This window comes from Clostridioides sp. ES-S-0123-01 (genome assembly GCF_020658415.1).
In the GTDB taxonomy this organism is placed as follows: Bacteria; Bacillota; Clostridia; order Peptostreptococcales; family Peptostreptococcaceae; genus Clostridioides.
In genome coordinates this window covers 345,410-372,243 of record NZ_JACVWD010000003.1, presented here as the reverse complement: position 1 = coordinate 372,243, position 26,834 = coordinate 345,410, and the positions used below count along the sequence as shown (strand labels likewise).

Here is a 26,834-nt window from a genome sequence, read left to right as displayed (position 1 = left end):
GTAAATTAATACTAATGTTAGCATCAAGTTTAATTTTAGTATTAATTTATAGAAATAAAGCCTAATGATGATAATAACATACGTCATTGGGCTTTATTATTTTTACTTTAAAAAGATTTATTAGATACTTTTTATTTAAAAATTTATTATATTTTTATACTGAATCTTATATAAATTAATACATCTCTTTTATGTACAATTATACAAAACTCGTTCAATTGTATCTTATTTACAATTTTTATAGTAAATCTTACTAAAAATTATACTCCTACTATTTTAAATTTATTTCTTCCTTGCTTCTTAGAATCATAAAGAGCATCATCTGCCATTTGATATAATTCATCATATTTCTGTCCATATTTTGTTATTACTACACCCATACTTATAGATATGCTTTTCCCACTTGGCAGTTTTATGAGGTGAATTTGTTTATATACTTCATTACATTTATTGATAAGTTCTTCCTTATTTATTATATCTTTAATATAGATACTAAACTCGTCTCCACCCAATCGACCAACAATATCATTTTTTTCAAAACTTCTAGCAAGTACTTTTGCAACATCAATTAATATTTTATCTCCAATTAAATGCCCATAAGTATCATTAATAGACTTAAAATAATCAATATCTAAAATTAACAAAGCTCCATTTTTGTTAGGAGATAAATTAGATAAACTTTCTGTAGTTAACTTTCTAATATATGCTGAATTAAGAATATTTGTTAAGCCATCTTTTTGAACCTTATCCAGTAACTTATCTTTTTCCTCTTTTTCAGAATCAATATTAGATATTTTTCCAATTACATACACTGGTACACTTTTTTCATTATAAATTATTTTTGAAGTAATTCTAATCCAGTGACAACTACCATCAGCGCATATAGAATACATTTCAGTCGTCCCATTCTCCTGTGACTTGATTACATCAAAAAACTTTTTATTATGTTCTATTTCAATCTCACTCATAGCACTCTTACTTATACCATAATAAGTACTAATTCCTTTCCCTTTCATAGAAACTATCAATTTATCTCGTTTATAATCATATTCAAAAAAGTATTCACTTGCCATTTCATAAACTTCAGCATGCTTTTTAAGTTCCAAAGATATTTTCTGATTCATACTTTTACGTGTATGCAGGCTCCATGCCATACCTCCAATAATGCAAAGTAATAAACTAGCAACTATTAAAATAGTTTCAATTGGATTTTGTTGCATAATATAAAGTAGTGAAAAGTCTTGTCTATATGTAGTGTTTTGATAGATAATTGATTGCATCTTTTCTGATGGAATGCTTATAATAGCTTTATTAAATATACCCAATAATTCCTGCTTACTTGGTTTAACTATTCCAAAGCAAATACTCTGTGATTCATAAGTCTGTGGAACTAAACGTACGTTTTTGTACTTAGGTTGATTAATATAGTACTGTATAGAATATCCTTCTCCATAAGTATAATCTGCAAACCCTTTGTTAACAGCTTCTATACACTCTTCCAAAGTATCATACCATATGACATCCCCATTAAAATAATTATCATAACCAGTCCCTTTAGGTAGAGCTAGACGTTTTCCATCTAAACTATTTTCATTTAATTTGTTATTAATCATCATAATATATTGGGTGGAAACAAATGGTCGAGACATAGTCACATTGTGTTTACGAGAATCTTCATAATCATAAATCATTCCTGCTACAATATCAATTTCATGATTTTTAGTCATTTTATCCAAATCTTTTTGTGACTTTACAGGCACCAGTTCAAACTTCAATCTAGTTTTATCAGATATGTGATTTAATAAATCTATTGATATACCCTTTAATTCTCCTGTTTTTTTATCTATGTTTTGAAATGGTGGCTTATTTAAAAGTACTCCAACTTTTAATGTATCTATATCTTTAATATATGTAGTTTCATCATCAGACAAAATCATCTTACTATTTTCTGGTGTAAAATATTTTTCATACAAAGCAGTCGAAAAATATGGGTCTGTCTGTTCGATATTATTAATTGCTGAATTGAGTCTTTGAGTTAAGTCTGTACTTCCTTTAGGTGTAATAAAATAGAATGGCTTTGGTGAGAATTTAGCTATAGTACGCACACCTTCCATTGGACTCACACTCACATTAAGCAGTGCATCTGCTTCACCAACCTTTAGTGCTTGTAATTGTTCTTCTTGTGACTTACAATATACCAATTTAGGTGATATTAAATTCATCTTGCAATATTCATTTAATTCTTTAAGCCTAGTATTAGAATTCTCTATTACAGCAATACGAATTTCTTTCATAGCTTCTAAACTTATACTATCAATAGCTGTATTTTCATATAATACTTGTAATACTGTATTTACTACTCCATAACTATTACCTGCATAATTATACAATTTTTCCATCTGCTCATTGTATAACATGCTTCCCATTATATCAATCTCACCTTTTTCTAACATTTTCATTAGTTTTGTAAGAACTTCATTTTCATCACCAGATACTTGAACAAATTCATAATTCCATCCAGTATATTGTGCAATTTCTAACAGATATTCGTATGTATATCCAGAGTACTTACCTTGTTTATCTAGTTCAGTTAACCCTTTTTGAATAGGATAAGCAACCCGAATAGTACGATTATCACTACCTAGAGCATTGACATTAAAAGGAAATATGCAAGAAGTGAATATGGATGCAATTACAATAATTAATAAAAGTAATTTTTTTGAATTCACTACACTAATCCTCCATATAATTAAGATTTACAATGCAAATTACTACTTAAACTTTTAGATATGAAAAAGTAGATTAGCATAAAAAAGGATATAAAAATTTACTTAAAAATTTAAATATCCTCACCATATACAATATACCTAGATTATAACTGATTTATTTGATTATTACAACAAATTTACTATATTAAATGTATACATTATCTTGTGCTAATCTTGAGTATATAATACATTCTAAGTTCTATCTTATTTCAAATTTAGCACTATTTCTATTTACAGTTCTCTTATATTTTACACTTGGGTATCCCAATATAAATGAAGTTATAACTGCTTCATTATCATTCATTCCCAATAATTCCTTTAACTTTGGCTCTACATTTGATGCCATAACAAAGAATCCATTGTAGCACATTCCTAATCCTTGAGAATAAGCCATAAGCTCCATATTAGACGCAGCTAATCCACCATCTACATATACACTTCCTCCTAAAGAAGTATCACCAACTACTACCATAAGTAATGGTGCATCATAGAATAGAGAATCATATCCTTCTTCTTTATATCTTTTGTACATTCTCTTAAATGTATTTTTATATATAGAACGTACAGGGTCTTCATCATCAGTATTTAATGCCAAGTTATAAAGCCCTTCTATTGCTAATTCTTTTACTTCTTTTAGTTTTTCTTTTACTAATATGTATCTTATCGGTTGTCTATTTCCACCTGTTGGTGTGTATCTTCCTGCTTCTACTATGTTTTTTATTTTTTCTTCTTCTACCTCTATGTCTTTATAGCTTCTTATACTTCTTCTAAATTTGATAAAGTTTAGTAATTTTTCAGGCTCTAGTTCAAAATTTTCATGATTGAATTCTAATACTTCATTTTTATCAAATCCCTGCATTTCTATTGCATCTGTTGGACATATAGCCATACAGTGACCACAATTAATACAGAGAATATTTTTCACCTTTGCTTTATCTTCTTTAACCCTTATTGCATTTACAAGGCAGTCTGACTCACACATACCACATCCTACACATTTGTCTAAATTTATGTCTATCATTCCAGATTATTCCTCCATTTTAAAATTTTTACTCTAGTATAAATCAAATAGTTGTCCTAGTCAATTTTTATTTTTTTAACAATACATAGGCTTTAATTTTTTAATTAATCTAAAAAATTTACACTGTAATCTTTCAATTTACCATTATCATATGTTATCTTTGCACTAAAAATTTTGCCTTTTTTAGCCCAATCTAAAAATAATCTGTCGCCTTCCCACATATTTAAGTCAAATATTTTATCATTATCAACCCAAAGTAACTTGCCTTCTTTACAATTATCTAAATCTTTGTTAGATAAAGTTCCTTCAAATTCATCTGAAAAATACAAAAACATATACCAATCTTCTTCATCTTTAAATTTTGGAAAAGTTATCAATCCTTTGTATGTTAATGACTTAAGAGTAAGACCTGTTTCTTCTTTAACTTCTCTAACTATACATTCTTCTGGTGTTTCTCCCTGCTCAAATTTTCCACCAACACCTACATACTTACCTTCATGTACATCATCTTTCTTCTTATTTCTATACAACATTAAAGTCTTACTGTCTTTTTCTATATAACAAATAGTCGTAAGTTTCATATACTTCGCCTTACTTTCTCTTTTCTATTTTTCATTTACTTATTTTATATATTTAAGTTTATTACTATAATTACTGATGCAAAGAATCACTATAATTACTCATTGCAGTCAATTATTAACAAGTTGACCTTAAGTTTATATTAATTATAGTCATTTATTTAAACTAATTATTGTCAATTCACATTTTTAAATTTATTGTTATTTTCCTTATTTACTCATTTTCATGGTTTTCAAGTACATCACTAATATTTTTCATTGCATTAAGAGAAAGCTCTGCAAATTCATCAAATGGAATCCCTATATCTTCTATACTTCTCATTGCATCTCTATTTACATTTGAAGCAAATCTTGTTTCTTTCATTCTTTTAATTACAGATTTTGTCTTTACACTCGTAAGTTTTTTATCTGGATAAACTAAAGCTATTGCAGTTATAAATCCAGTTATAGGGTCTGCTGCATATATAGCTTTTTCCATTAAACTAGTTCTTGTAACCCCCATACCATCATGATGACCAAGTATTGCTCTATACATTTCTTCATCACCAAAATTTTCTTTTTTGAGAAGTTCTACAGTTGTTGTTGCATGACCTTCACAGATTTCTCCTGGCTTTCTTCCAACTATATCTGAATCCAAATCATGTAAAAGACCTGCAACCGCCCATTTTTCTTCTTTCTCTGGCTCTAGTCTTTTGGCTAAATCTTTCATAACTGCTTCAACTGCATAGCAATGTTTTCTCATTCTATCAGTTTCTAAATACTTAAATAAAATGTCTAAAGCTTCTTCTCTCATTTTCAGTAATCCCCCTGTTTTTTCATAGATATGATATTTTTATATATTAATACACATAAATTCAAGAGTTTTTATATATTTATGTATATTTTTCATGTTATATCTATTCTACACCTTTATAGTAGTGTCCTGCAACTGTTCCAATTTCATCCAATTGCTTATATAAGTTAGTAGCTTTTTCTCCAAGTTTATAATTATTGTTTAAAACCTCAATATGAGCTTCAATAACTTTCTCTACCATTTCACTATTTTCCACTGTAAAATCTATTCTAAATACATCTACTCCAATCTCATCTAATTCATAAAGATTATCCAACATACATGTTACCTTTGAATTGTAAATAGTGCTTCTACAGAATATATCTTGTGTTATCCTATAACTTGCATCTGTAAAATCTCTTAGAGCATAACTGCTCTCCTTACATTTAGCTACTCTCTTATCTTTTTTACAATCTCTAACAACAACCCCCATAGGGCAGTATTCTGTGACCATCATAGGCGTATATCCATATATCACTGCTTCAATTTCTGCATCTGTATATTTTAATGTTTGTTCAATTTCACTTAAATTTAACTCCTGTGATAAACAAACCGTACTTGCTCCTGTATCCCTAAAGTGATTTATACTTTCACTATTAAAAGTATTCAAATAGCAATCTATATTTAGATTTTTATCTTTAAAATAATCCATAGAACCCCAGTTACCAATTTGAATTTTATTAAGCCCTTTTATATTATCTAATACTTCAAACTGTTTGTATTCTCTATTTCTAATAATTCTTGGTGCTGAATAGATTAATCTATCTTCAAAGCTAGATGTTCTTTCACTTGAAACATTTACATCATCTATATTTAATGAAGAATTTACACTATCTATATTTGAACTTAAATTAACTGATTCTTTAGAAATACTTGAAGCTATTTCCAAAGCTTCAAATAGCGTATTTATATCTTCATAATAAATTAAATCTACATTATATTTTAGTACTGCTTCTAATTGCTCTAAATTCTTAACTTTAACTCTAAGTTTAGGAGTTGTATTAAATTCTTTATGTCGATTTATTTTAGCTGGTTTATATTTTAATTTACTTTCCTTAAATCTTCTCTCTTTTATCCTTATTCTTTCCTCATCCAAAAGCTCAATACAATCTCTTCTCATTTGATTTAATATACTTATAGGTATACTTACACCTTCGTCTAAATCAATGTCTATATCTTTTAATTTATAAGGCGTATTTCCAAGTTTTTGAATCTGTGTTTCGATTTTTTCTTCACTTAAAGCAACTTTTATAGCTTTTTCAGCTACCTTTTCACCCTCTACAACTGCTTTATTACCACAAAAATCACTTATAGAGAGTACTGGCTTTTCACCCAATTTAATACTTACTTTTGCATTTATGTTAGTTTTTATAAGTTCTTTATCTTGCTGAAATGTAGACTGTACTTTGTCCATTAATTCACTGTCTGAAGTCTTGAATATAAGTTGATTTCTCTTTGCTTCCCCAATAAAATCTAATTCGATTAAATCTCCTTTGTGTGCTATTGTAGTTATCTCTCCATCTTTTATAATTCTTCCAATAGTTCCTCCACCTAAGTTGATTCCATCTCCTTTTTTAAGGGTATTCTCTAGTATCACTCTAAGTCTCTTTGTTTTTCTATTATGGTCTAAGACTTTTCCAACATATAGACCTTGATTGTTAGGTCTATCAGAATTCATTATATCCTTACCAACTTCACCTAATATATATCCTTTAGTAAACTTTCTATTGAAGATAGTATACAAATTATTTATTATTTCCTCAGAAATATTTATTTTATTCTCACTTATAAACTCATTAATCGCTTCTCTATATCCTGAAACTACAGTAGCTACATATTCTGGCTTTTTCATTCTTCCTTCAATTTTTAGAGATAATACCCCTGCTTCGATTATTTTGTCTAAATCTTCTATAGTACTTAAATCTCTAGGGCTTAATAAGTAATCTCCATTACTATTTACAACTTCACCTGTATTTATATCTATTAACTCATATTTTTGTCTACATGGTTGTGCACATCTTCCTCTGTTTCCAGACCTGTTTCCTATCATACTACTCATAAGACATTGACCTGAATAACATACACATAAAGCCCCATGCACAAATACTTCTACATCTATAGTTGTATTTTCACAAATCCATTTTATCTCATCAACATTTAATTCTCTTGCCAAAACTACCCTATCAAATCCTACGCTTTTAAGGTATTTTACATCTTCTAGCGAATGAGCTACCATCTGAGTACTTGCATGTAATTCAAAATCAGGTAGTAATTTTTTTATAAGCCTTGCCATACCTATATCTTGAACTATTAATGCATCAATATCTATATCATATAAAAATTTTACATACTCGACAAAATCTTCTATCTCATACTGTTTTATCAATGTATTTACAGTGACAAATACTTGTACTCCTCTTATATGACAATATTTAACAGCTTCAATCAACTCATTTCTATCAAAGTTATTTGCAGATGCTCTCGCACTAAAGTCTTTTCCACCTAAGTACACAGCATTTGCCCCATTTTGTACTGCTGCTTTCAAGGAATCAAAAGAGCCAACTGGTGCAAGTAATTCTATTTTTTTCATATTTTTCTCCTCTATATATACTTGTTAAACTTAATGTTATCATGTCTATAATTTACACATTTACACTAAATTTATATACTACTTACTATATTTAAAGTATATCAAATAATGACTCTATTGTTTTGTTAATTTAAATTAAAAGAATCATCTTTATTGATAAACATAACTATAAAGACTACTGATAAAATAAGGAAACATATTAATATAGATTTTTCCACAAAAATCTTTGTAAAAACAGTTCCCAAAATAGCTCCCAAAATAAAGAATATAATAATAGCATAATACTGCAAACTCTTCTTTATCATAAAAATATTTTTAGTTTGCACATAATGAAATAGTGTTTCTGTAGCACTTCTTAAATTACCAGTACACATTGTTGTTGCAAATGTGTTGCCATTTACCTTTCTAAAACTCTCAACTTGCATTGAACAAATGAAAGATATAGCAACATTTACAAACATATTAAATTTTCCTTGAGGAATAAAAGAAACAATAAGTATAGTAATCATTTCAATTCCAATGATAACTTGTCGCCAATGAATCTTTCTATTATTATTTTTAAAATGATTTCTTATTTTTTCTGCTATCAACACCCCTAAAATAAAAGCCAAAATAGGAATAAAATAATAAAAAGATTTCCTGACATTACCTTCTGCTATGTTAAGACCAAATAAAACTATATTTCCAGTCTGTGCATTAGCAAATACTTTTCCTCTTACTACATAAGTATAAATATCTAAAAATCCTCCTGTTATTGCCAATAAAGCGCATAAGAAGAATGATTCAGACATCTGGCTCTGTTTTGTCATATATAAACATCTCACTTTCTATTGATAGATACCAAATCAAAATTCTTTTAGATATTATTTTTTATTTTAATATTTTAAAAAAATTTTATATTTACATATTATTTATACACTAGTTATATGTATACATTACATGTTATTTATATTTATTATTTATAAATTAAAAGAAGCTGTCTCAAAAAACAAGAGACAGCAAATCTTTTAATTTATTCCACGTTTTTTACATCATTATTTAACCCTGTACATTTTAGCTGTAAATCATAAGCCTTGTTTTGAAACTCAGAAGCTAAATTTTCAGCTATAGTAGCTCTTTCATTTGATTCTTCAAGCTGAGCAGTTAACTCTTCTATCTTGTTTTTATAAGCATCTAACTCGGCTTTAGAGCCTTCTGTTGTATTACTAAGTTCAAATATTTCTTGCTTTTTATTTTCTATAATCTCAATTAACTCTTTCATTTTAGCTTCAGTTTCACGATTTTCTGCTTCTTTTTCTGCTATTGTAAGTTTTAAAGATTTGATTTCTAATTGAAGTTCTTCGTTGGATGAACCAACCTTCTTGCTCAATTCTTCATTAGCTTTAATCAACCTCTCATTTTCATCTGAACATTCAAATAAAAGGTCTGATATATTTAATGCAGTTAATATTGCAGCAACTGATAAGCTTAGCTTCGGGTTTTGACGTGTTATCTTATCCATTTCTTTGTCAACAAAATCAGCAATACTAATCATAAATTTCTCTGACTTGTCTCCAACCATTGGATACTCAGCGCCATGGATTTTTACCATTACTTTGTTCATCCTAACCTCCCCGACATTAGTTGTTAATTTGATCTTAAGTTAGCATTCAATTTTTTGCTTAATTCACTTAATATCTTATCATGCACCTTAGCTACTTCTTCATCTGTTAGAGTTTTATCTTTACTTCTATAAGTTATTGAATATGCAATTGATTTATATCCAGCTTCTATTTGAGAACCTTTGTAAACATCAAATAATTTGTAGCTTTCTACTAATCCTTGACCATTTTCCTTTATTATATCTTCTATTTGTTTTACAAATACATCATCCTTAACAATAAGAGCTATATCTCTAGATGTAGATGGATATTTTGGTAATGGTACATAATTCTTTGTTCTATCAGAATTATCAAATACAAAATCAATATCTATTTCAGCAACATAAACTCTTTGCCCTAGATTGTAGTTTTCTATAACATCTGGATGCAATTCACCTAATGTACCTACATATTTATTATTATACACTATTTTAGCACATCTACCAGGGTGGAAGGTAGTATTATTATCTTGAGGTTCAATTTCATAATCTTTAAATCCTACATTTACAAGTACAGTTTCTATAGCTCCCTTTAATGCAAAGAAATCTACATCTTTACCATACATACCTACACACATTCTATTTGCTTCCATAGGAAGTTCTGAATCTTGTGGTGTGAATATATGTCCACACTCAAATGCTGATACTTCTTCTATCTTATGAGATATATTAGTTGATAAAACATCTAACATATTTGGTATTAAAGTAGTTCTCATTACAGAAGTTTCTTCTCCTAATGGGTTCATCAACTTGACAAAGTTTCTCTTTATATTACCTTCTGGTACTCTTATCTTGTCAACTCCCTTAGGGCTTACAAATGAATATGTTAATATTTCATTTAATCCTACAGCAGTTGAATTATTTTTTAGCGCTTCCATGAATTTTTGTTTTGGAGTTTTAACCCCTGCTGTTGTATTTCCTTCTAATTGTACAGAAGGTATATTTTCAAATCCATAAATTCTAGCTATTTCTTCCCATACATCAGCTTCTTGCTCCATATCTGTTCTGAAACTTGGTACATCTACTTCTAGCTTATCATCAGCAATTAAATTGCATTTAAATTCTAATGATTCTAAAATTCCTACAAATTGTTCCATTGGTACATCTACACCTAAAAGATGGTTGATTCTTTGAGGATTTACTACTAATTTTTTAGGTTCTGGTTTATTTGGATATACATCAACAGTTCCTTTTAATACTTTTCCAGCACCTAACATTTCAACAAGTTGTACAGCTCTATTTGCTGCTATTTCTGCAAGATTAGGGTCTAAGGCTTTTTCATTTCTTGAAGATGCTTCTGACCTAATTCCCACTTTTTTAGCTGTCATTCGTATGTTTTTTGGCTTGAAATTGGCACTTTCGAAAAGTACAGTCTTTGTCTTGTCAGTTATTTCTGAGTTTGCACCACCCATTACACCAGCTAGACCAAGTGATTTTTCTCCATTTGTTATAACTAACATATCTTTGTCTAATGTTCTTTCAACATCATCTAGTGTTACAAGCTTTTCTCCATCTTTAGCAGTTCTTACTACTATTCTTCCTGTTTCTACTTGATTTATATCAAAAGCATGAAGTGGTTGACCAAGCTCTAACATTACAAAGTTTGTTATATCAACTATGTTACTTATAGGTCTTACACCTGCTTCTGTAAGTCTTCTTTGCATCCAGTATGGAGAAGGTTCTATTTTTACATCAGTTACCATTTTAGCAACATATCTTCTACATAAATCTGGATTATCTATCTCAACTTTGAAGTCTATTTCCTCGTCACTTTCTTTTACTTCTATTTCAGGATATTTTACTTTTGTTCCTATAGTTGCAGCTGCTTCTCTAGCTATCCCCATCATACATTTGCAGTCAGGTCTGTTTGAAGTTAATTCAAAATCTATTAAAGCATCATTTAATCCTAAAACATCTTTTACATCTTTTCCTAATTCATAAGAGTCTTCGTGGTCTAAAATATATATACCACCTCTTTTGTATTCTTCAATATAATGTTCATCTATACCTAATTCAGCTGCTGAACACATCATACCATCTGATAATTCACCTCTGAAGTCAGTTTGTTTAATTTCAACTCCTCCAGGTAATTTAGAACCATTTACAGCTACTGGAATATAATCTCCTTCTGATATATTTGTAGCTCCTGTAACTATTTGAACAACTTTATCTCCAACATCTACTTTAGTTACAACTAACTTATCAGCATTTGGATGTTGTTTTATTTCTAAAATCTTTCCAACTAATATATTTTCTACTTCTTCACCATAATAATCTATTGTTTCAACTTTAGTTCCTGTCATTGTCATTTTATCAGCGAACTCTTTTACATCCATGTCTATATCGACATAGTCTCTAAGCCATTTTAAAGATACTAACATCTACACACCCTCCTAATTAAAATTGATTTAAGAATCTCATATCATTTTCGAATAATAATCTAATATCATCTATTTCATATTTAAGCATTGCAAGTCTTTCAACCCCAACTCCAAATGCAAATCCACTGTAAACTTCTGGGTCTATTCCACAATTTCTAAGTACATTTGGATGAACCATACCTGAACCTAATATTTCTATCCAACCTTCATACTTACACATTGGGCAACCTTTACCACCACATTTGAAACAAGTAACATCAACCTCTGCACTTGGTTCTGTAAATGGGAAGTTATGAGGTCTAAACTTAGTTTTGATATCAGAACCAAACAATTTTTCAACGAAGATATCCATAGTTCCTTTAAATTCTGCCATAGTAACATCTTTTCCAACAACAAGTCCTTCTATTTGATGGAACATTGGTGAATGTGTCGCATCTGGTGAATCAAATCTAAAGCATCTACCTGGTGCTATTACTTTAATTGGTAACTCTTGGCTTCTCATAGATCTTACTTGAACTGGAGACGTTTGAGTTCTAAGTAATACACCATCATTGATATAGAATGTATCACTCATATCTCTTGATGGATGGTCTTTAGGAGCATTTAATGCATCAAAGTTATTTTCAACTGTTTCAACTTCTGGACCTTCTGCTATAGAGAATCCCATTCCGATAAATATATCTGTTACTTCATCTATAATTTGAGTTATTGGATGTTTCTTTCCAACTTTCAATACTTTTCCAGGTTGAGTAACATCTATTACTTCTTCTCTTAACTTTCTTTCTTTTTCAATAGCATTTATTTCTTCTTTTTTGGAATTTATGCTAAGTTCAATATTCTCTCTTACATCATTGGCAACTTTTCCAACTACTGGTCTTTCTTCAGCAGATAATTTACCCATCTCTTTAAGTATGGCAGTTATCTCACCTTTTTTTCCTAAATACTTAACTCTTAAACTTTCTACATTTTCTATGCTTTGTGCCTCTTTTATTTCAGCTAAAGCTGCTTCACGTAAAGCAAGTAATTTTTCTTGCACACATATCACCCTTTCGTTTTTTTGTATAAAAAAAGCCCCTCAATCCCTGTCTAGGGACGAAAGGCTATAGTTTCGCGGTACCACCCTAGTAGTTTAACAATCTAAAAATCATCAAACCACCTCTAACAAACTTAACGCGTTTTTCACGTCAAAGCCTACTATCAAATTTCAGCTTTGTTACTCTAGAGGGAACTTCTCCTGACCTCTTAGAAAACACTCCCAGCCTAGGTGTTTATCTCTTTACTAAGTTTAATCAAAATACTTTCCTCTTTCATTGCATTTACAATATTATATTGTTTATTTTAGTATTATATCATTTATATCTACATTTTGTGATTATCCATATGATTATTTTATTGTAACTATTTTAAAGTACAATCATATAATATTTTTATCAATCATATTTAAAATATATTGACTATTTTTGATACTCTACTATTTAATTCAAGATTATAACACGACATTATATTTATTACAATACATTAAATTAAGTATTTTTTTATTTCATACATCAATATAGCAGAACTTATTGCTGCATTTAACGACTCAGCTTTGCCATATATAGGTATTTTAACCAAAATATCAGATTCTGATACAAGCTCTTCATTTATCCCATTTGCTTCGTTTCCTATCACCAAAGCTACTTTTGAACCGTAGTCTATTTTGTCATAAAAATTATCTGTATTTAAATAACTTGAAACTATATTAAATCCTTGTGATTTAAGTATATCCACAGTTTCATCTTGTATGCCATTGATTATATTCATATCGAAAATAGAGCCCATAGTTGACCTAATTACTTTTGGATTGTATATATCGACGCATCCCTTTAGTGCTATTATTGCATCTACTCCAGCAGAGTCAGCAGTCCTTATTATTGTTCCCATATTTCCTGGGTCTTGTATTCTGTCTAAAATTAATACAAACTTATCTTTTTCATTTATACTTTCTTTTAAATTTTTTTCCTTAAATGAAACTACACCTATTATACCTTGAGTATTTTCTGTGTCTACAAGTTCCTTAAAGTTTTTATTAGTAGTCTTATATATATTTGTGTTTTTTTTATCTAAGTTTTCTAATAATTCCATGTGTTCCTTTTTATTTTCAAAATCCTCATTGATAAATACATAATCAAGATTTGCATTACATTCAAGTGCAAGCACTACTATTCTGTACCCTTCTATTATGAACTTTGATTCTTTTGTTCTATTTTTTGACTTTAATAATGCTTTAGTATATTTTAATCTTTCATTATCCTTACTGCTTATAGTTGTAATCATTTTATATAAATGCTAACTTGATATTAGCACAACCTCCTTATCATTCTTTATCCTACTTCTAAAATCTTTATTTCTATTAAAATTCTATTCTCGATTGAAACTCTATTCTCGATTAAAATAAAAATAGTATCATATAACTATTCATAATTATATGATACTATCTACTTTCATTGCAATCAAATATATCTTAAATAATAAACTATCTTCTTCTAATTATACCCTTATTTCCAGATGTAATAGCTGTTATACTAGTGTTTTGACCAATTATAACCAATATACTTCCAGCTGTAAGTTCCTCATCAGGAGAAGGTGTCACATTTATATTTTTACCAGTCTTGATAGCAAGCACAGTTATCTCATATCTAGCTCTAAGCTCAAGTTCTACAAGTGTTTTACCAACCCAACCATTTGGAGTTACGATTTCAACAATTGAATATTCTGGGTCAAGTTCAATATGGTCTAATATATTGTCAGAAACTAAATTATGTGCAACTCTTACTCCCATATCTCTTTCTGGAAATACAACTCTATCTGCACCAATCTTATAAAGAACTTTGGCTTGTAATTCATCTTTTGCCTTACATATTATTAACTCTACACCCATTTCTTTGGCTATAAGAGTCGCCATTATAGATGCTCTTATATCAGAACCTATTGCAACTACTGCTACATCAAAGTTACCTAAACCCAATGATCTTAATGCTTGTTCCTCAGTAACATCCACTATAAGTGAATGAGTTACTTTATCAGATATACTTTGAACTGAATCTTCATTTTTGTCTATTGCCATTACTTGATGTCCTAAAAGATGCATAGTAGATGCAACTGAACTTCCGAATCTCCCACATCCAATGACTATATATTGCTTCATCTCGAAACTTCCTCCCTAATACACAATTTGTATAATATCTATTAAATTAACTTTTATATAGATAAATTAATTTTAATATTTTTATTTTATTAATCATAGCTAAATTTATTTGCTAGATTATTTCTATCATTAATTGATTTATTTAATTGATTATATCTAAGTTCATTTTCCTAGATTATATATCATTATTAATAGATTTATCTAATAAATGGTACTCTAACCAACCATAATCTTGCCTTCTGCGTATCTAACTGGCTGACTCTTTCTTCTACCTCCAGAAAGTATAGCCATAAATAAAGTAAGAGAACCAACTCTCCCCATAAACATAAAGATTATTATTATAACCTTACCTAAAGCATTTAGATTTGCACTTCCAGCTAAACTTGAACCAACTGTAGCTAGTGCTGATGTAACCTCAAATGCTGATTGAACTAGTGTAAACTTAGGTTGAGTTATTGAAATAATCAAAGTTCCAAAAATAACTGCGGATATACTAATTACAAATATCCCTAGAGATTTTTTTATAGTTGTTGGAGCCAGTCTTCTCTCAAAAGTTTCTATATCAGATTTTCCTGATAAAAAACTTCTAACTGTAATTATTAAAACTGCTAATGTTGTTGTTTTGATACCTCCACCAGTAGATGCAGGTGATGCTCCAATAAACATCAAAATTATCATTATAAATACACTACTTTCTTGTAAAGTAGCTAAATCAAGTGTATTAAAACCAGCAGTTCTTGCTGTTACTGATTGAAATATCGCTGATAATATTTTCCCTTTTACAGGTAAATCTGCCATAGTGGCCTTTTGGTTAAACTCTATAAGAAAAATAAATATTGCACCTACTAAAATAAGTATTGCAGTTGAAAATAAAACAACTTTAGAATGCACATTTAATTTTGAAAATCTTCTTTTTCTTACAATATCAAGAACAACTGGAAATCCTAATCCACCTAACACTATAAGTGCACAAATAGTCATTGATACTATAAAATTGTTTACATAAGAATTTAGCGATGTAAATGGCCCACTTACACTACCCATTAAGTCAAATCCGGCATTACAAAACCCTGATATTGCGTGAAATACGCTATACCATATCCCTCTAGATAAACCAAATTGTGGAATAAAGACAGTTGATAAGACTAGTGCTCCTATTCCCTCTATGGTTATAGTTATTATTAATACAAACCTTGTAAGTTTTACTAGCCCTGATAAGTCTGCTTGGTTTAATGATTCTTGTATCAATAATCTTTCTCTTAGTTGTATTTTTTTTCGTGCCATAAGTGAAAACATTGTAGCTACGGTCATAAATCCAAGACCACCAATTTGTATCAATGTTATTATTACTATCTGTCCAAATAAACTCCAATAAGTTGCTGTATCTACCATAACTAGACCAGTAACACAAACCGCTGAAGTAGCTGTAAATAGAGCATTTAATAAACCTATACTCTCTCTACTCTGTGACGATATCGGGAGTGTTAACAATATTGCTCCAATTAAAATAGTTGCTGCAAACCCAGATACTATTATTTGAGTAGGTCGCATTCCATCTGCGTAGAGAATAAGTCTTCTAACTATTGTTTTCAACTTTCTTTATACCTCCTTAACATAAAATCATTACTGTTAAGACCTTTAATTTGTTTATTTTTAGAGTTTTCCTCTAAATTATTACTCTATTATAGTATAAATATTGTATAAAGACAATGATATGAATTTTTATAAATTTTGTTTAGAATATTGCAAATTTTTATATATGTCTTTTAATTTCAATTACATCAAAAATTTCTATATTTTTTGCATATAATAAGTCTAATAGTAGAATAGTTTTTCGTATTTTATACTTAAAATTTATTTATCATTTTACCAATACAATTTTCATATATTTTCTTGAAGTTAAATTTTTATATTATCTATAATCTTGTCCATATTTTTATATTAAATTTTCTTAATATGCATTTTTTATATTTAATATAGTAAAATAACTAATAACTATATCCATGATTGGAGGATTTCTATGATTAAATCCAAGAAAAGATTATTTATTTCTCTAATTTTAATTGTAATTTTTATTATATTTGCATTATACATAAAAAATTATACTAATGATTCAAAAAAAGATTCAGTTAGAGGAACTATTCCTTTTGAAAAAATGGAATATAAGCGTCCTGACATAAAGTCAGTATGCGAAAATATTAACACATATAACGATAAACTTTTAACATGTAAAAATGCCAAAGAGCAATTGAACGTATTTAGTAATGTCGATAAGATTTACCAAGACTTTTATAGTACACTTACTATAGCAAAACTTAGAAATAATATTGATTCATCAGATGAATTTTACTCTAAAGAATACAAATACCTTATGAGTAAGTCTGTGGATGTCGATATGGCATACAAAGATTTTCAAGATACATTTGTAAATTCTAAGTTTTCTAAAGAACTAAAAAAAGAAATTGGAAAAGATGGATTTAATTATTTAAAAAACATTGGAAAGCTTAATTCAGAAGAAGTAGAAAACCTACTTAAAAAAGAGCAAGACTTAGTTGTTAAATATGAAGACTTATTATCTAAGTCTACTGTATCAGTAGATGGGATGGAAATAGACTTTGAAGAAGCTATGTCAAAACCCAATCTCACTTATGAAGAATATGTAAAAATCTATTCAGATTACTTAAAAAAATACAACCCTATATTTGGTAATATTTTTTTAGAACTTGTACAGACGAGAACTGAAATAGCAACTAAGCTAGGCTTTAAGAATTATACAGATTATGCTTATTTAAATTTAAATAAAGATTACTCCCAAGAGGATGCAAGAAAATTTAGAAGTGAGGTAAAAGAGTACATAGTTCCATTATATAGGAAAGTTACATCACAACCTTCTGACTCTTCTATTTATATTAAGGCATATAAGAATCGTTCATTTAGAAAATTTGATAAAGTACTTGAAGATATATCTCCAAAATTAAAAGAGTGTTTTAACTACATGAAAAAGTATGACTTATACGATTATTCCTCTGGGAAAAATAAATCACCTGGAGGTTATACTACTTATATAACCAAGTACAAAGCACCCTTTTTATTTAATACATGGGACAATTCTTTTTTAGGTGTTACTAGCTTTGCTCATGAGTTTGGTCATTTTTTTAATTACTACAACAGTATTAACTCAAATAATACAATACAGCCAAGTATTGATATATGCGAAGTTCATTCAACATCTTTAGAAATTTTATTTTACAAGTATTTTGATGAATTCTTTGGAAAACAATCTGAAGCAATAAAAAAAGAACACTTATCGATTGTTTTAAACACAATTATTGATGCTTGTCTTTACGATGAGTTTCAAGAAATTATATATAAAAACCCATATATGAGCTTAAATGATATAAATAAACTATTTTTTGATTTAGAAGAAGAATATGGAGTATCTAATAAGATACTTAAAGATAAAAATGCTCCATTTTGGATACTTGTATCTCATAATTTCCAAGTTCCTTTTTACTATTTAAGTTATGGTCTTGCATCTGATATATCTCTTCAAATATGGGAGTTATCACAAGGTGACTATAGAAAAGCTGTTGATGTATATATGGATTTTTTAAATCAAAATACAGATGCAGGATTTAAAGATGTAGTAGAAAAAGTTAATCTACAATCTCCTTTTGAAAGCGGAAACTTGGAGGAAATAAGCTCAGCTTTATACGATTATTTTGGTATAGAGAACCCTCTTGAATTAGAAAATGCTTCTTAGTATTTAATAACTTATGATATATCTAATAAATATTTATTAATACTTATTAACTCATGTTATGTCTAGTACGTACTTATTAATACTTATTAACTTATGTTATATCTAGTAAATATTTTCCATACTTAGTAACATATAATAAAACCGTCAGAAATTTTATAAACCTTTACCTTTATTACTTCTGGCGGTTTCATATGTTTGACTGATTAGATTAATATTTAATAACACTTGCACCAATAGTTATAAGTTTCATTTCACATCATCTCATTTGATAATATTTTCTATTAAAATATCAATAAATTTATCTCTCTGATGTTTAACTTTTATATTTGTACCACTATATAATTGAAATGATTCTGGTGATAAAGCCTTCATTTGTATATGTAAAATAGTTTGTAAGGCAATAGTTCTTAAACTCATTTCGTCTTTTTCGTCCCCAAATATATTACGAAGCATAGAAATGATAGCAAGTTGTGCCTGCATATTTCCATTGATTATACATTGATTCAATATAAAAGATAGTACCTTATCATAACCTACCTCCAAAACATTTACATTTTTCGTTCTAAACATGTTCAGTATAATATTTTTTTATTATTTGTCAATATATAATTTTTAGTTGACTCTACCACTATGATATGGTTTATATTGATATTGAGCTCAAAAATAACACCTTTATAAAGGAGATGTAAATATGTTTAAGATAGGCGATTTTTCAAAACTTAGTAAAATTAGTATTCGCATGCTACGTCACTATGATGAAATTGGACTTTTAACACCAACTCATATAAATAAAATTAATGGTTATAGATACTACAGTGCAAATCAACTTTCCACTACAAATAGAATCCATGCCTTAAAAGATATGGGATTTAGCTTATCTTCTATCAAAGAAATTTTGACGGAATACAATGATAGAGAAAGCTTGATAAGGTATTTAAATATTCACTATTCTCAAGTAAGAGAACATCTAGAAGACACGCAAAAAAAACTATTAAAAATAGAAACTACTATGGAGAGAATTGGAAGGACTGATATTATGAAAAATTATGATGTAACTATAAAAGACTTTGCTCCAAAATATATGATGACTTTAAGAAAAACTATACCTACTTATCAAGATGAAGGAATGCTATGGCATCAATTATTCTCAGAAACAAAAGGGCATAATGTACAAGTTGATGTTCCTAACTATTCTAAAGCAGTCTTTTATGATGTTGGGTATAAAGAAAATTATGTTGATGTTGAAATACAACTTGCTGTATCTGGAAATTATAAAGATACTGAAAATGTTAAGTTTAGAACTGTTCCAAGTGTAACTGCTGCAACTGCTATTGTAAAAGGAAACTTCAATCAACTTACAGATGCTTGTGAAGCTATTGGTAATTGGATATCTGACAATAACTATGATGTAGACGGCCCTATGTTTAATATTTATCATATAGGACCTGGTCAAGACAGTAATTCTGATAATTGGGTAACAGAAGTATGCTTTCCAGTTAGAAAAAAATAAGTTTCAATGATGTTTTATTTATATAATATTTGTATTCTAGCTCTTGTTGTACTTTTTTATAAGTCTTTTAAACATAGATTCATACTTTAAGTACTACTTTTGAATAAACATCCCAATTAATGACTAAGAAATTGCTATAACCATAAATTACAATAGGCTTTAGATTCTTTAGGTTTTTCAAACTTTGCTAGAATGTCTGACAAGCTTCCTAACTAATAGGAACTTGTTGGACCTCACATTTTATTTCTTTACTGAGTATAAATATCCTTTGCTAAACTTACAACCTAGGGAATAATATTTATTTTTATTCTAATCTCTTATTTTCCAGACATCGAACTACTAATAGCAAAAGTATATTTTTTCATAGCATTGTTAACTACTCTATTGAAAGTATCATATTCACATTCTCACCTTCTGGATAATCACCTTGACCCCATTTATCGAAGTATTTCCCATAATACTCTTTAGGATTAAAACAATCACTTACCACAAAACCACATTTTTCATAGGCCTTTATAGCACGAGAATTTTTAATCCATGGTCGAATAATAAATGTGCCTACCTCATAGTCTCTAGTCAAGCTGTCAATTAACAACTTCATAGCTTTTGAACCAATCCCCTTCCCAGTATATTTCATTGAACGCAACCACATATCTAGCTCCATATTAGGTATCTTACCATCATTGTATGCATGAGAAATGGTACCCACAATTTGATTATCATATTCTATAAGCAAGTATTTATTAAGACCAGGAGTACTACTAAAAAAGTAAGATTCTTCATCATGAATGTCAGACCAGTCAAAATCCTCTTTATTGTCAAACATTGACTTCCATATCTCATCTTCCTCAAATGCCATATCATATATTAGTTTTCTATCATAATCTTCAGCATAAAAAAGTTTTATTTTATCTCTCATTACATATAAATCTCGCTTCATAAAAATCACTACCTTCATATAAACAATATTATAAATTAAATAGCTGTCTCTCTATTCTGATACAAAATTATTAATTTCGCTTTGCAATTTACTTAAGAACATTTTAGTTGCCTTAGAAAAAACCTGATACTTTTTCCAGACAATATTTAAGTGTGCTTCTAATCTCGGTTCTAAAGGTCTAAAACAAAGATTGCTATTACCTGTTGTATTGATTAGCTTATCCAAGCAAAGAGCATACCCAACCCCTTCATCTACCATAAGAGAAGCGTTGTAGACAAGATTATAAGTTGCCACTATATTAAATGCTTGAAAATCTTGCCCAGACCAACCAGAAATTACATTTTGAACCAATGTTTGACGTGAAGTTAAGATAGGAATTTCCTTCAAATCATCTGGACATACCGTTTTCTTTTGAGCAAGCTCACAATCTTTTTTCATAAGCAATCCCCATACATCATTAACAGGAAGTTTGATATAATCATACTTTTCCATGTTGGCAGGTTCGATTAAAATTCCAAAATCTAAAAGCCCTTTATCTAGTCTTTCCGTTACATCATCAGCATTTCCACTAAATAGATGATAACGGATATGAGGGTATTCTTTCTTCAATTCTTTCGCAGTTTTGGCAATAAAACGCATAGCATCTGTTTCTCCCCCACCAATATAAACATTTCCTCGTATATCATCACAATCATTGTTAAAATCTGAAGTAGTTTTATCTGTTAAGTCAATTATTTCCTGTGCACGTTTACGTAAAAATAAGCCATCCTCTGTAAGTGTGATTTTTCTGTTACCACGCAAAAACAACTTTTTCCCAAGTTCATCTTCAAGTTCCATAAGTTGTTTTGAAAGCGTAGGTTGTGTCACATTAAGTGATTGAGCTGCACTTGTAATACTTTCCTCTTTTGCAACTGCCAAGAAATATCTCAATACTCTAAGTTCCATTATCTATACCTCCTATTTATAGTGTACTTTTCCCTACTATGCCTGTCAACTATGGGAAGGCATTCTTTATAAGTATTTGCTATTATATTGTTTCGTTAATATAATAAACGTATAGAAACTATGATATAAATTTTAATAAAAACAATAACATAAAAAGGAGAAAAAAATATGAATTTTAATATGTATATACCAACTCGTTTTATCTTTGGAAATGGACGCTTAGATGAATTACATCAACAAAAACTACCTGGAAAGAAAGCCTTGCTTGTTATTTCAAGTGGAAAATCAACTAAAGAAAATGGTGCACTTGCCCGAACAGAAAAACAGTTAAAAATGGCAGGAGTAGAATTTGTGTTATTCAATGAAATAGACGCAAATCCTAATAAAAATTCTATCATGAACGGGGCTTTCTGTGCTTGTAAAACAGAATGCGATTTTATCATTGCCTTAGGTGGTGGAAGTGTCATGGACGCTTCAAAGGCAATTGCAATGATGGTGACAAATGATGGTGACTTATGGGATTATGTAAATGGAGGTACTGGAAAGGCTCAACCATTACAAAGTGAACCACTACCAGTTGTTTGTATTACAACCACTGCTGGAACAGGTAGTGAAGCTGACCAATGGGGAGTTGTTACAAATGAAGAAACCCATGAGAAAATTGGTGTTGGTGGTTATGATTCTTTATTCCCTGTTTTGTCCATAATTGACCCAGAATTGATGAAATCTGTACCACCTGAATTTACTGCTTATCAAGGATTTGATACTTTATTCCATGCCGTGGAAAGCTATATATCTTCTTTTTCCAGTGTTATGAGCGATATGTATGCTTTAACTGCTATCGAAAATGTAGGCAACTATCTTGCACATGCAGTAAAAAATGGTAATGATATGAAAGCAAGAGAACACATGGCTTTTGCAAATACAATTGCAGGAATTGTCATGACAATCAGTGTCACTACAGCACAGCATTCTTTAGAACAAGCTATGTCTGGTTATTACCCAAGACTTCCTCATGGTGCAGGTTTGATTATGATTTCTAAAGCTTTCTTTGGATTTTTTATAGAAAAACATGCTTGTGATGAACGCTTTGTACGCATGGCACAGGCATTGGGAATGAAAGATGCTAACAAAGCAGAAGATTTTATTACGGCTCTTAGCAAATTACAAGAAGCTTGTGGGGTTGCAGATTTAAAAATGTCCGATTATGGAATTACACCAGGAGATTTTAATCTAATAGCAAAAAGTGCACGAGAAACAATGGGAGGTTTATTTGCAGCAAATCCTTGTGAAATGACACATGAGGATTGTGTAGAAGTATTGAAAAAATCTTACAGTTAATCAGAAAGGATGTGCAAAATGAACTTGAACTTAAATACATTTTTAGAACACCTTAATCAAGGACTTACTGTTGTTGGAGGTTCAAAGTTACATCAGTTTATGAGTGAACTCAGCAATGAAGCCATGAAAATTACATCTAAATTAAACAATCATTATCATGAGCCGGAAGAAATTAGAACATTATTTTCAGAGTTAATTGGAAAACAGGTAGATGAAACATTTAACATGTTCCCTCCATTTTATACTGACTGTGGAAAAAATATAACAATAGGTAGAAATGTTTTTATAAATTCAGGATGTCGATTTCAAGACCAAGGTGGTATTACTATAGGAGACAATTCGTTAATTGGTCATAATGTAGTATTGGCAACTTTGAATCATGATTTTGCTCCAAGCAAACGAAGCACTATGCACCCAAAACCTATTGAAATAGGGAAAAGTGTCTGGGTTGGTGCTAATGTCACAATAACTCCTGGTGTAATAGTAGGAGATGGGGCAATCATAGCAGCTGGAGCTGTTGTAACAAAAGATGTGACACCTAATACATTGGTGGGAGGTGTACCAGCAAAGTTTATAAAAAAAATTGAGGAGGAATAAATAAATGAACAAAAAAGTCTTAATTATATCTACAAGCTTTCGCAAAGACGGAAATTCTGAAATGTTAGCAGATATGTTTTTAAAAGGAGCAAAAGAATCAGGAAATATTGTTGAAAAAATCTGTTTGTATGATAAAACTATTCACTTTTGTAAAGGATGTCTTGCTTGTCAGAATACAAAAACAGGACATTGTATAATGCAAGATGATGCCGATATGATTGTACAAAAGATGATGACTGCTGATGTAATTGTTTTTTCAACTCCAATCTATTTTTATGAAATGAGTGGACAGATGAAAACATTACTTGATCGTTCTAATCCACTATTTCCCTTAGAGTATTCTTTTAGAGATATTTATCTTCTAGCAACTGCTGCTGATAAAGAGGAACATGCAATGGATGGTGCAGTGAAAGGATTGCAGGGCTGGATTGATTGTTTTGAAAATGCAACACTTAAAGATGTTTTGCGCGGTACAGGTGCAGATGAATATGGTTCTATCTCTGCTTTACCTAATCTATTAAGTAAAGCATATCAAATGGGAAAGGTAGTATAATCATATGAAGCAATGTAATCATATAAAAAAGATTATAACCCTCATGTTAACTGCACTCTGTAGCTTTGCACTATTAGGTTGTACAAATATTCCAGCCTCAAAACAAACAGTAAAACAAGAATCTAAAAATAATACTTTGACTGCAACTCCTATTTCTTATAAAGAAAAAGAAGTAATAACACCAACTGAAAATAAACCAATTAAAAATAACATTATAACTGCCAATCTTAAAATTGGAGATAAAGACTTTGTATTGAAACTTTATAATAATTCCTCTGTACAGGCATTAATAAAAAAAATGCCACTTACAATAGATATGAAAGATTTAAATAAAAACGAAAAATACAATTACTTTATAAAAGATTTGCCATCAAATGCAGAATCCGTAAAAAATATTAAAACTGGTGATTTTATGCTCTACGGCTCTGATTGTTTGGTTCTATTTTATAAAGATTTTCAAACCTCATATAACTACACTAAACTGGGGTATATTGAAGATACCAGTAAGCTTGCTGAAATATTAGGAAGTGGAAACATACAAATAGTACTTAGTATTATTGATTAAAATAATAGTGTCATCATGGCAAATGCATCTACTATGATGACACTATTAAACCAAACGTTCTCTAACTTACAATTCTATTTTTCCCATTATTTTTAGCTATGTAAAGTTTTGTATCAGCTCCTTTTACTATCTTCTCCATAGTCATATTTTCAACATACTCCTCTACACCACCGCTGACTGTAATTTTGTCCACTAAATCAAATAATTTTTTGTCACTAGAAACATGTATGCGAATACGCTCTGCTACCTCAACCGCTTTAGATTTAGTAAAGCTAGGCATTACCACTATAAACTCTTCTCCTCCATATCTTGAAACAATTCCATCATTTCCAACCTCTTCAATTAAAATCTCACTAAATCGAATTAATACATTATTTCCACATAGATGACCATATTTATCATTTATTTTTTTAAAATCATCTATATCAAATAACACAATGGACATAATTCTTTCTTCCAATGGTTTTTTTAATATATCGGACATATATTGTATTAAATATCTTCTATTATATAACTTTGTCAAATCATCTATAATTGCCTGCTTTTCAAGTCTTTGGTTCAATTTATATACTTTATCACGCTCATGAGAATACTCTTGTAAAACCACAATCATTACTATACATAAAAACAATGAAACTATAATAAAATTACTTATCGTATCTGATGCACGAGATTCACCTATAGACACAATTAAGTTTGGGTAATTAAATGCCAAAAATATACATATACTATACACAAGTGTAGATACAAATATCATAACTATTCTCTTAAGACCATCAAGAGTCAATGATATAACACATATTCCCAACAAGAAATAAAACATCATACCACTATCCACTCCACCACTTATAAAAAAGAGTACTGGAAATAAGAATATATTAAGTCCTATATTAATTACTAGGCACCCTCTATCAATATCTTGTGTTTTAAGAGAATAGATTGCCAATATTGACATGATACAAAAACAAGAAAAACTCCCCCATACAGATATACTAGGAAGATTACTAAAAAGAGCTGCAACAAAGGCTAAAAAGGAACAAACAACTCCAGCAAAACAAAAAAGATAAAAAAGTCTTTCTTGTAAGTTTAATTTTTTATTGAAATACTTCTCCATATAATCTTTAATAGACTGTTGTATAGATGCCAAATATTTAATCTCCTCCTTTATTAAGATATTTTAATTTAATTATACTTATAATATTATATCATATAATAAGTATGTTTAAATAATAGCTTATATATCCAATATATGGAATTAAATTTATCTAATAAGTATATATAATAATAAAAGTATGTAGAAAAATATTAAAAGTAAAACTTATAAAAAATAACAGACAATTACATGTATAAAATAACAAAGCAAAGCACTCATATTATATTAAAGTGCCTTGCTTTGTTTATATATTCTATAAAAATTTATAACTTATAATTTTTATTCCAACTCAAATGCCCCTGTATAAAGACTATAATAAACAAAAAATGTAAAGGAAAAATATATTCGATTCTTTATAGATAATTTTACTGGTTTGTAAATAGAAAAAAGGGGTTTAAATAGAAAAAAAGAAGAACATCAAATATAAAGGTTCTTCTCTTTCATCTTAGTATACTATTTTTTAGTGTTTTA

Annotated in this window: 22 protein-coding genes and 1 other annotated feature; of the genes, 6 read left to right on the top strand and 16 right to left on the bottom strand. The window is 29.3% G+C overall.

Features of this window, described 5'->3' with window-relative positions; translation table 11 throughout:
- Window positions 1–260: 260 nt before the first annotated feature.
- The 12 genes from IC175_RS19645 to IC175_RS08620 all read right to left on the bottom strand — a co-directional run bounded on the left by IC175_RS19645 (window position 261) and on the right by IC175_RS08620 (window position 16,589).
- Window positions 261–2,729: a diguanylate cyclase domain-containing protein gene (locus tag IC175_RS19645; protein WP_227851436.1), complete on the bottom strand. Its 2,469-nt coding sequence runs from the start codon at window positions 2,727–2,729 to the stop codon at window positions 261–263.
- 238 nt (window positions 2,730–2,967) lie between these two features.
- The gene (locus IC175_RS08670) at window positions 2,968–3,789 is read right to left on the bottom strand and encodes a nitroreductase family protein (protein ID WP_227824721.1); all 822 of its coding nucleotides are present in this window, start codon (window positions 3,787–3,789) and stop codon (window positions 2,968–2,970) included.
- 104 nt (window positions 3,790–3,893) lie between these two features.
- Window positions 3,894–4,370, bottom strand: coding sequence for an NUDIX hydrolase (locus IC175_RS08665; protein ID WP_227433465.1), 477 nt, complete (start codon window positions 4,368–4,370; stop codon window positions 3,894–3,896).
- 211 nt (window positions 4,371–4,581) lie between these two features.
- Window positions 4,582–5,160, bottom strand: coding sequence for an HD domain-containing protein (locus IC175_RS08660; RefSeq protein WP_227851435.1), 579 nt, complete (start codon window positions 5,158–5,160; stop codon window positions 4,582–4,584).
- Window positions 5,161–5,263: 103 nt separating this feature from the next.
- Window positions 5,264–7,789: a U32 family peptidase gene (locus IC175_RS08655; RefSeq protein WP_227851434.1), complete on the bottom strand. Its 2,526-nt coding sequence runs from the start codon at window positions 7,787–7,789 to the stop codon at window positions 5,264–5,266.
- Window positions 7,790–7,914: 125 nt separating this feature from the next.
- On the bottom strand, window positions 7,915–8,598 hold the full coding sequence (locus tag IC175_RS08650) for a YoaK family protein (RefSeq protein ID WP_227433468.1): 684 nt from the start codon (window positions 8,596–8,598) through the stop codon (window positions 7,915–7,917).
- A gap of 203 nt (window positions 8,599–8,801) precedes the next feature.
- Window positions 8,802–9,392, bottom strand: coding sequence for a cell division protein ZapA (gene zapA, locus IC175_RS08645; RefSeq protein WP_227433469.1), 591 nt, complete (start codon window positions 9,390–9,392; stop codon window positions 8,802–8,804).
- A 23-nt stretch (window positions 9,393–9,415) separates the two neighbouring features.
- Window positions 9,416–11,809, bottom strand: coding sequence for a phenylalanine--tRNA ligase subunit beta (gene pheT / locus IC175_RS08640; protein WP_227851433.1), 2,394 nt, complete (start codon window positions 11,807–11,809; stop codon window positions 9,416–9,418).
- Window positions 11,810–11,825: 16 nt separating this feature from the next.
- Window positions 11,826–12,845, bottom strand: coding sequence for a phenylalanine--tRNA ligase subunit alpha (pheS, locus tag IC175_RS08635; RefSeq protein WP_227433471.1), 1,020 nt, complete (start codon window positions 12,843–12,845; stop codon window positions 11,826–11,828).
- A 49-nt stretch (window positions 12,846–12,894) separates the two neighbouring features.
- Window positions 12,895–13,129: a binding site (T-box leader), on the bottom strand.
- 198 nt (window positions 13,130–13,327) lie between these two features.
- Complete coding sequence (locus IC175_RS08630; protein ID WP_227845533.1) at window positions 13,328–14,125, bottom strand: TrmH family RNA methyltransferase; 798 nt, start codon at window positions 14,123–14,125, stop codon at window positions 13,328–13,330.
- Between the two features lie 199 nt (window positions 14,126–14,324).
- Window positions 14,325–14,996 (bottom strand): potassium channel family protein, encoded by a 672-nt coding sequence (locus IC175_RS08625; RefSeq protein ID WP_227433473.1) that lies wholly within the window; start codon window positions 14,994–14,996, stop codon window positions 14,325–14,327.
- A gap of 216 nt (window positions 14,997–15,212) precedes the next feature.
- A complete protein-coding gene (locus IC175_RS08620; protein WP_227433474.1) occupies window positions 15,213–16,589 on the bottom strand; it encodes a TrkH family potassium uptake protein in 1,377 nt (458 codons plus the stop codon).
- Between the two features lie 427 nt (window positions 16,590–17,016).
- Between IC175_RS08620 and IC175_RS08615 the strand changes: the two genes are divergently transcribed.
- The gene (locus IC175_RS08615; protein ID WP_227845532.1) at window positions 17,017–18,759 is read left to right on the top strand and encodes a peptidase M3; all 1,743 of its coding nucleotides are present in this window, start codon (window positions 17,017–17,019) and stop codon (window positions 18,757–18,759) included.
- A 261-nt stretch (window positions 18,760–19,020) separates the two neighbouring features.
- On the opposite strand, the gene IC175_RS08610 is transcribed toward IC175_RS08615, so the two are convergent.
- Window positions 19,021–19,329, bottom strand: coding sequence for a hypothetical protein (locus IC175_RS08610; protein WP_227845531.1), 309 nt, complete (start codon window positions 19,327–19,329; stop codon window positions 19,021–19,023).
- A gap of 121 nt (window positions 19,330–19,450) precedes the next feature.
- On the opposite strand from IC175_RS08610, the gene IC175_RS08605 reads away from it, so the two are divergent.
- A complete protein-coding gene (locus IC175_RS08605; protein ID WP_227433477.1) occupies window positions 19,451–20,269 on the top strand; it encodes a MerR family transcriptional regulator in 819 nt (272 codons plus the stop codon).
- Between the two features lie 376 nt (window positions 20,270–20,645).
- On the opposite strand, the gene IC175_RS08600 is transcribed toward IC175_RS08605, so the two are convergent.
- Both IC175_RS08600 and IC175_RS08595 read right to left on the bottom strand, forming a co-directional pair.
- Window positions 20,646–21,209 carry a GNAT family N-acetyltransferase gene (locus IC175_RS08600; RefSeq protein ID WP_227831293.1) on the bottom strand — a complete coding sequence of 188 codons (564 nt, stop codon included), beginning with the start codon at window positions 21,207–21,209 and terminating at the stop codon, window positions 20,646–20,648.
- Between the two features lie 51 nt (window positions 21,210–21,260).
- Window positions 21,261–22,154, bottom strand: a complete 894-nt coding sequence (locus IC175_RS08595) for a LysR family transcriptional regulator (RefSeq protein WP_227433479.1) — start codon at window positions 22,152–22,154, stop codon at window positions 21,261–21,263.
- A gap of 168 nt (window positions 22,155–22,322) precedes the next feature.
- On the opposite strand from IC175_RS08595, the gene IC175_RS08590 reads away from it, so the two are divergent.
- The 4 genes from IC175_RS08590 to IC175_RS08575 are packed head-to-tail and all read left to right on the top strand — an operon-like array spanning window position 22,323 to window position 25,210.
- The gene (locus IC175_RS08590) at window positions 22,323–23,495 is read left to right on the top strand and encodes an iron-containing alcohol dehydrogenase (protein ID WP_227483017.1); all 1,173 of its coding nucleotides are present in this window, start codon (window positions 22,323–22,325) and stop codon (window positions 23,493–23,495) included.
- A 24-nt stretch (window positions 23,496–23,519) separates the two neighbouring features.
- Window positions 23,520–24,092, top strand: coding sequence for a DapH/DapD/GlmU-related protein (locus tag IC175_RS08585; protein WP_227433660.1), 573 nt, complete (start codon window positions 23,520–23,522; stop codon window positions 24,090–24,092).
- Between the two features lie 4 nt (window positions 24,093–24,096).
- On the top strand, window positions 24,097–24,645 hold the full coding sequence (locus IC175_RS08580) for a flavodoxin family protein (protein ID WP_227433481.1): 549 nt from the start codon (window positions 24,097–24,099) through the stop codon (window positions 24,643–24,645).
- Between the two features lie 4 nt (window positions 24,646–24,649).
- Window positions 24,650–25,210, top strand: a complete 561-nt coding sequence (locus tag IC175_RS08575; protein WP_227851432.1) for a cyclophilin-like fold protein — start codon at window positions 24,650–24,652, stop codon at window positions 25,208–25,210.
- A 61-nt stretch (window positions 25,211–25,271) separates the two neighbouring features.
- Here IC175_RS08575 and IC175_RS08570 read toward each other — a convergent pair whose 3' ends face one another.
- The gene (locus tag IC175_RS08570) at window positions 25,272–26,357 is read right to left on the bottom strand and encodes a diguanylate cyclase (protein ID WP_227851431.1); all 1,086 of its coding nucleotides are present in this window, start codon (window positions 26,355–26,357) and stop codon (window positions 25,272–25,274) included.
- Window positions 26,358–26,834 lie beyond the last annotated feature (477 nt).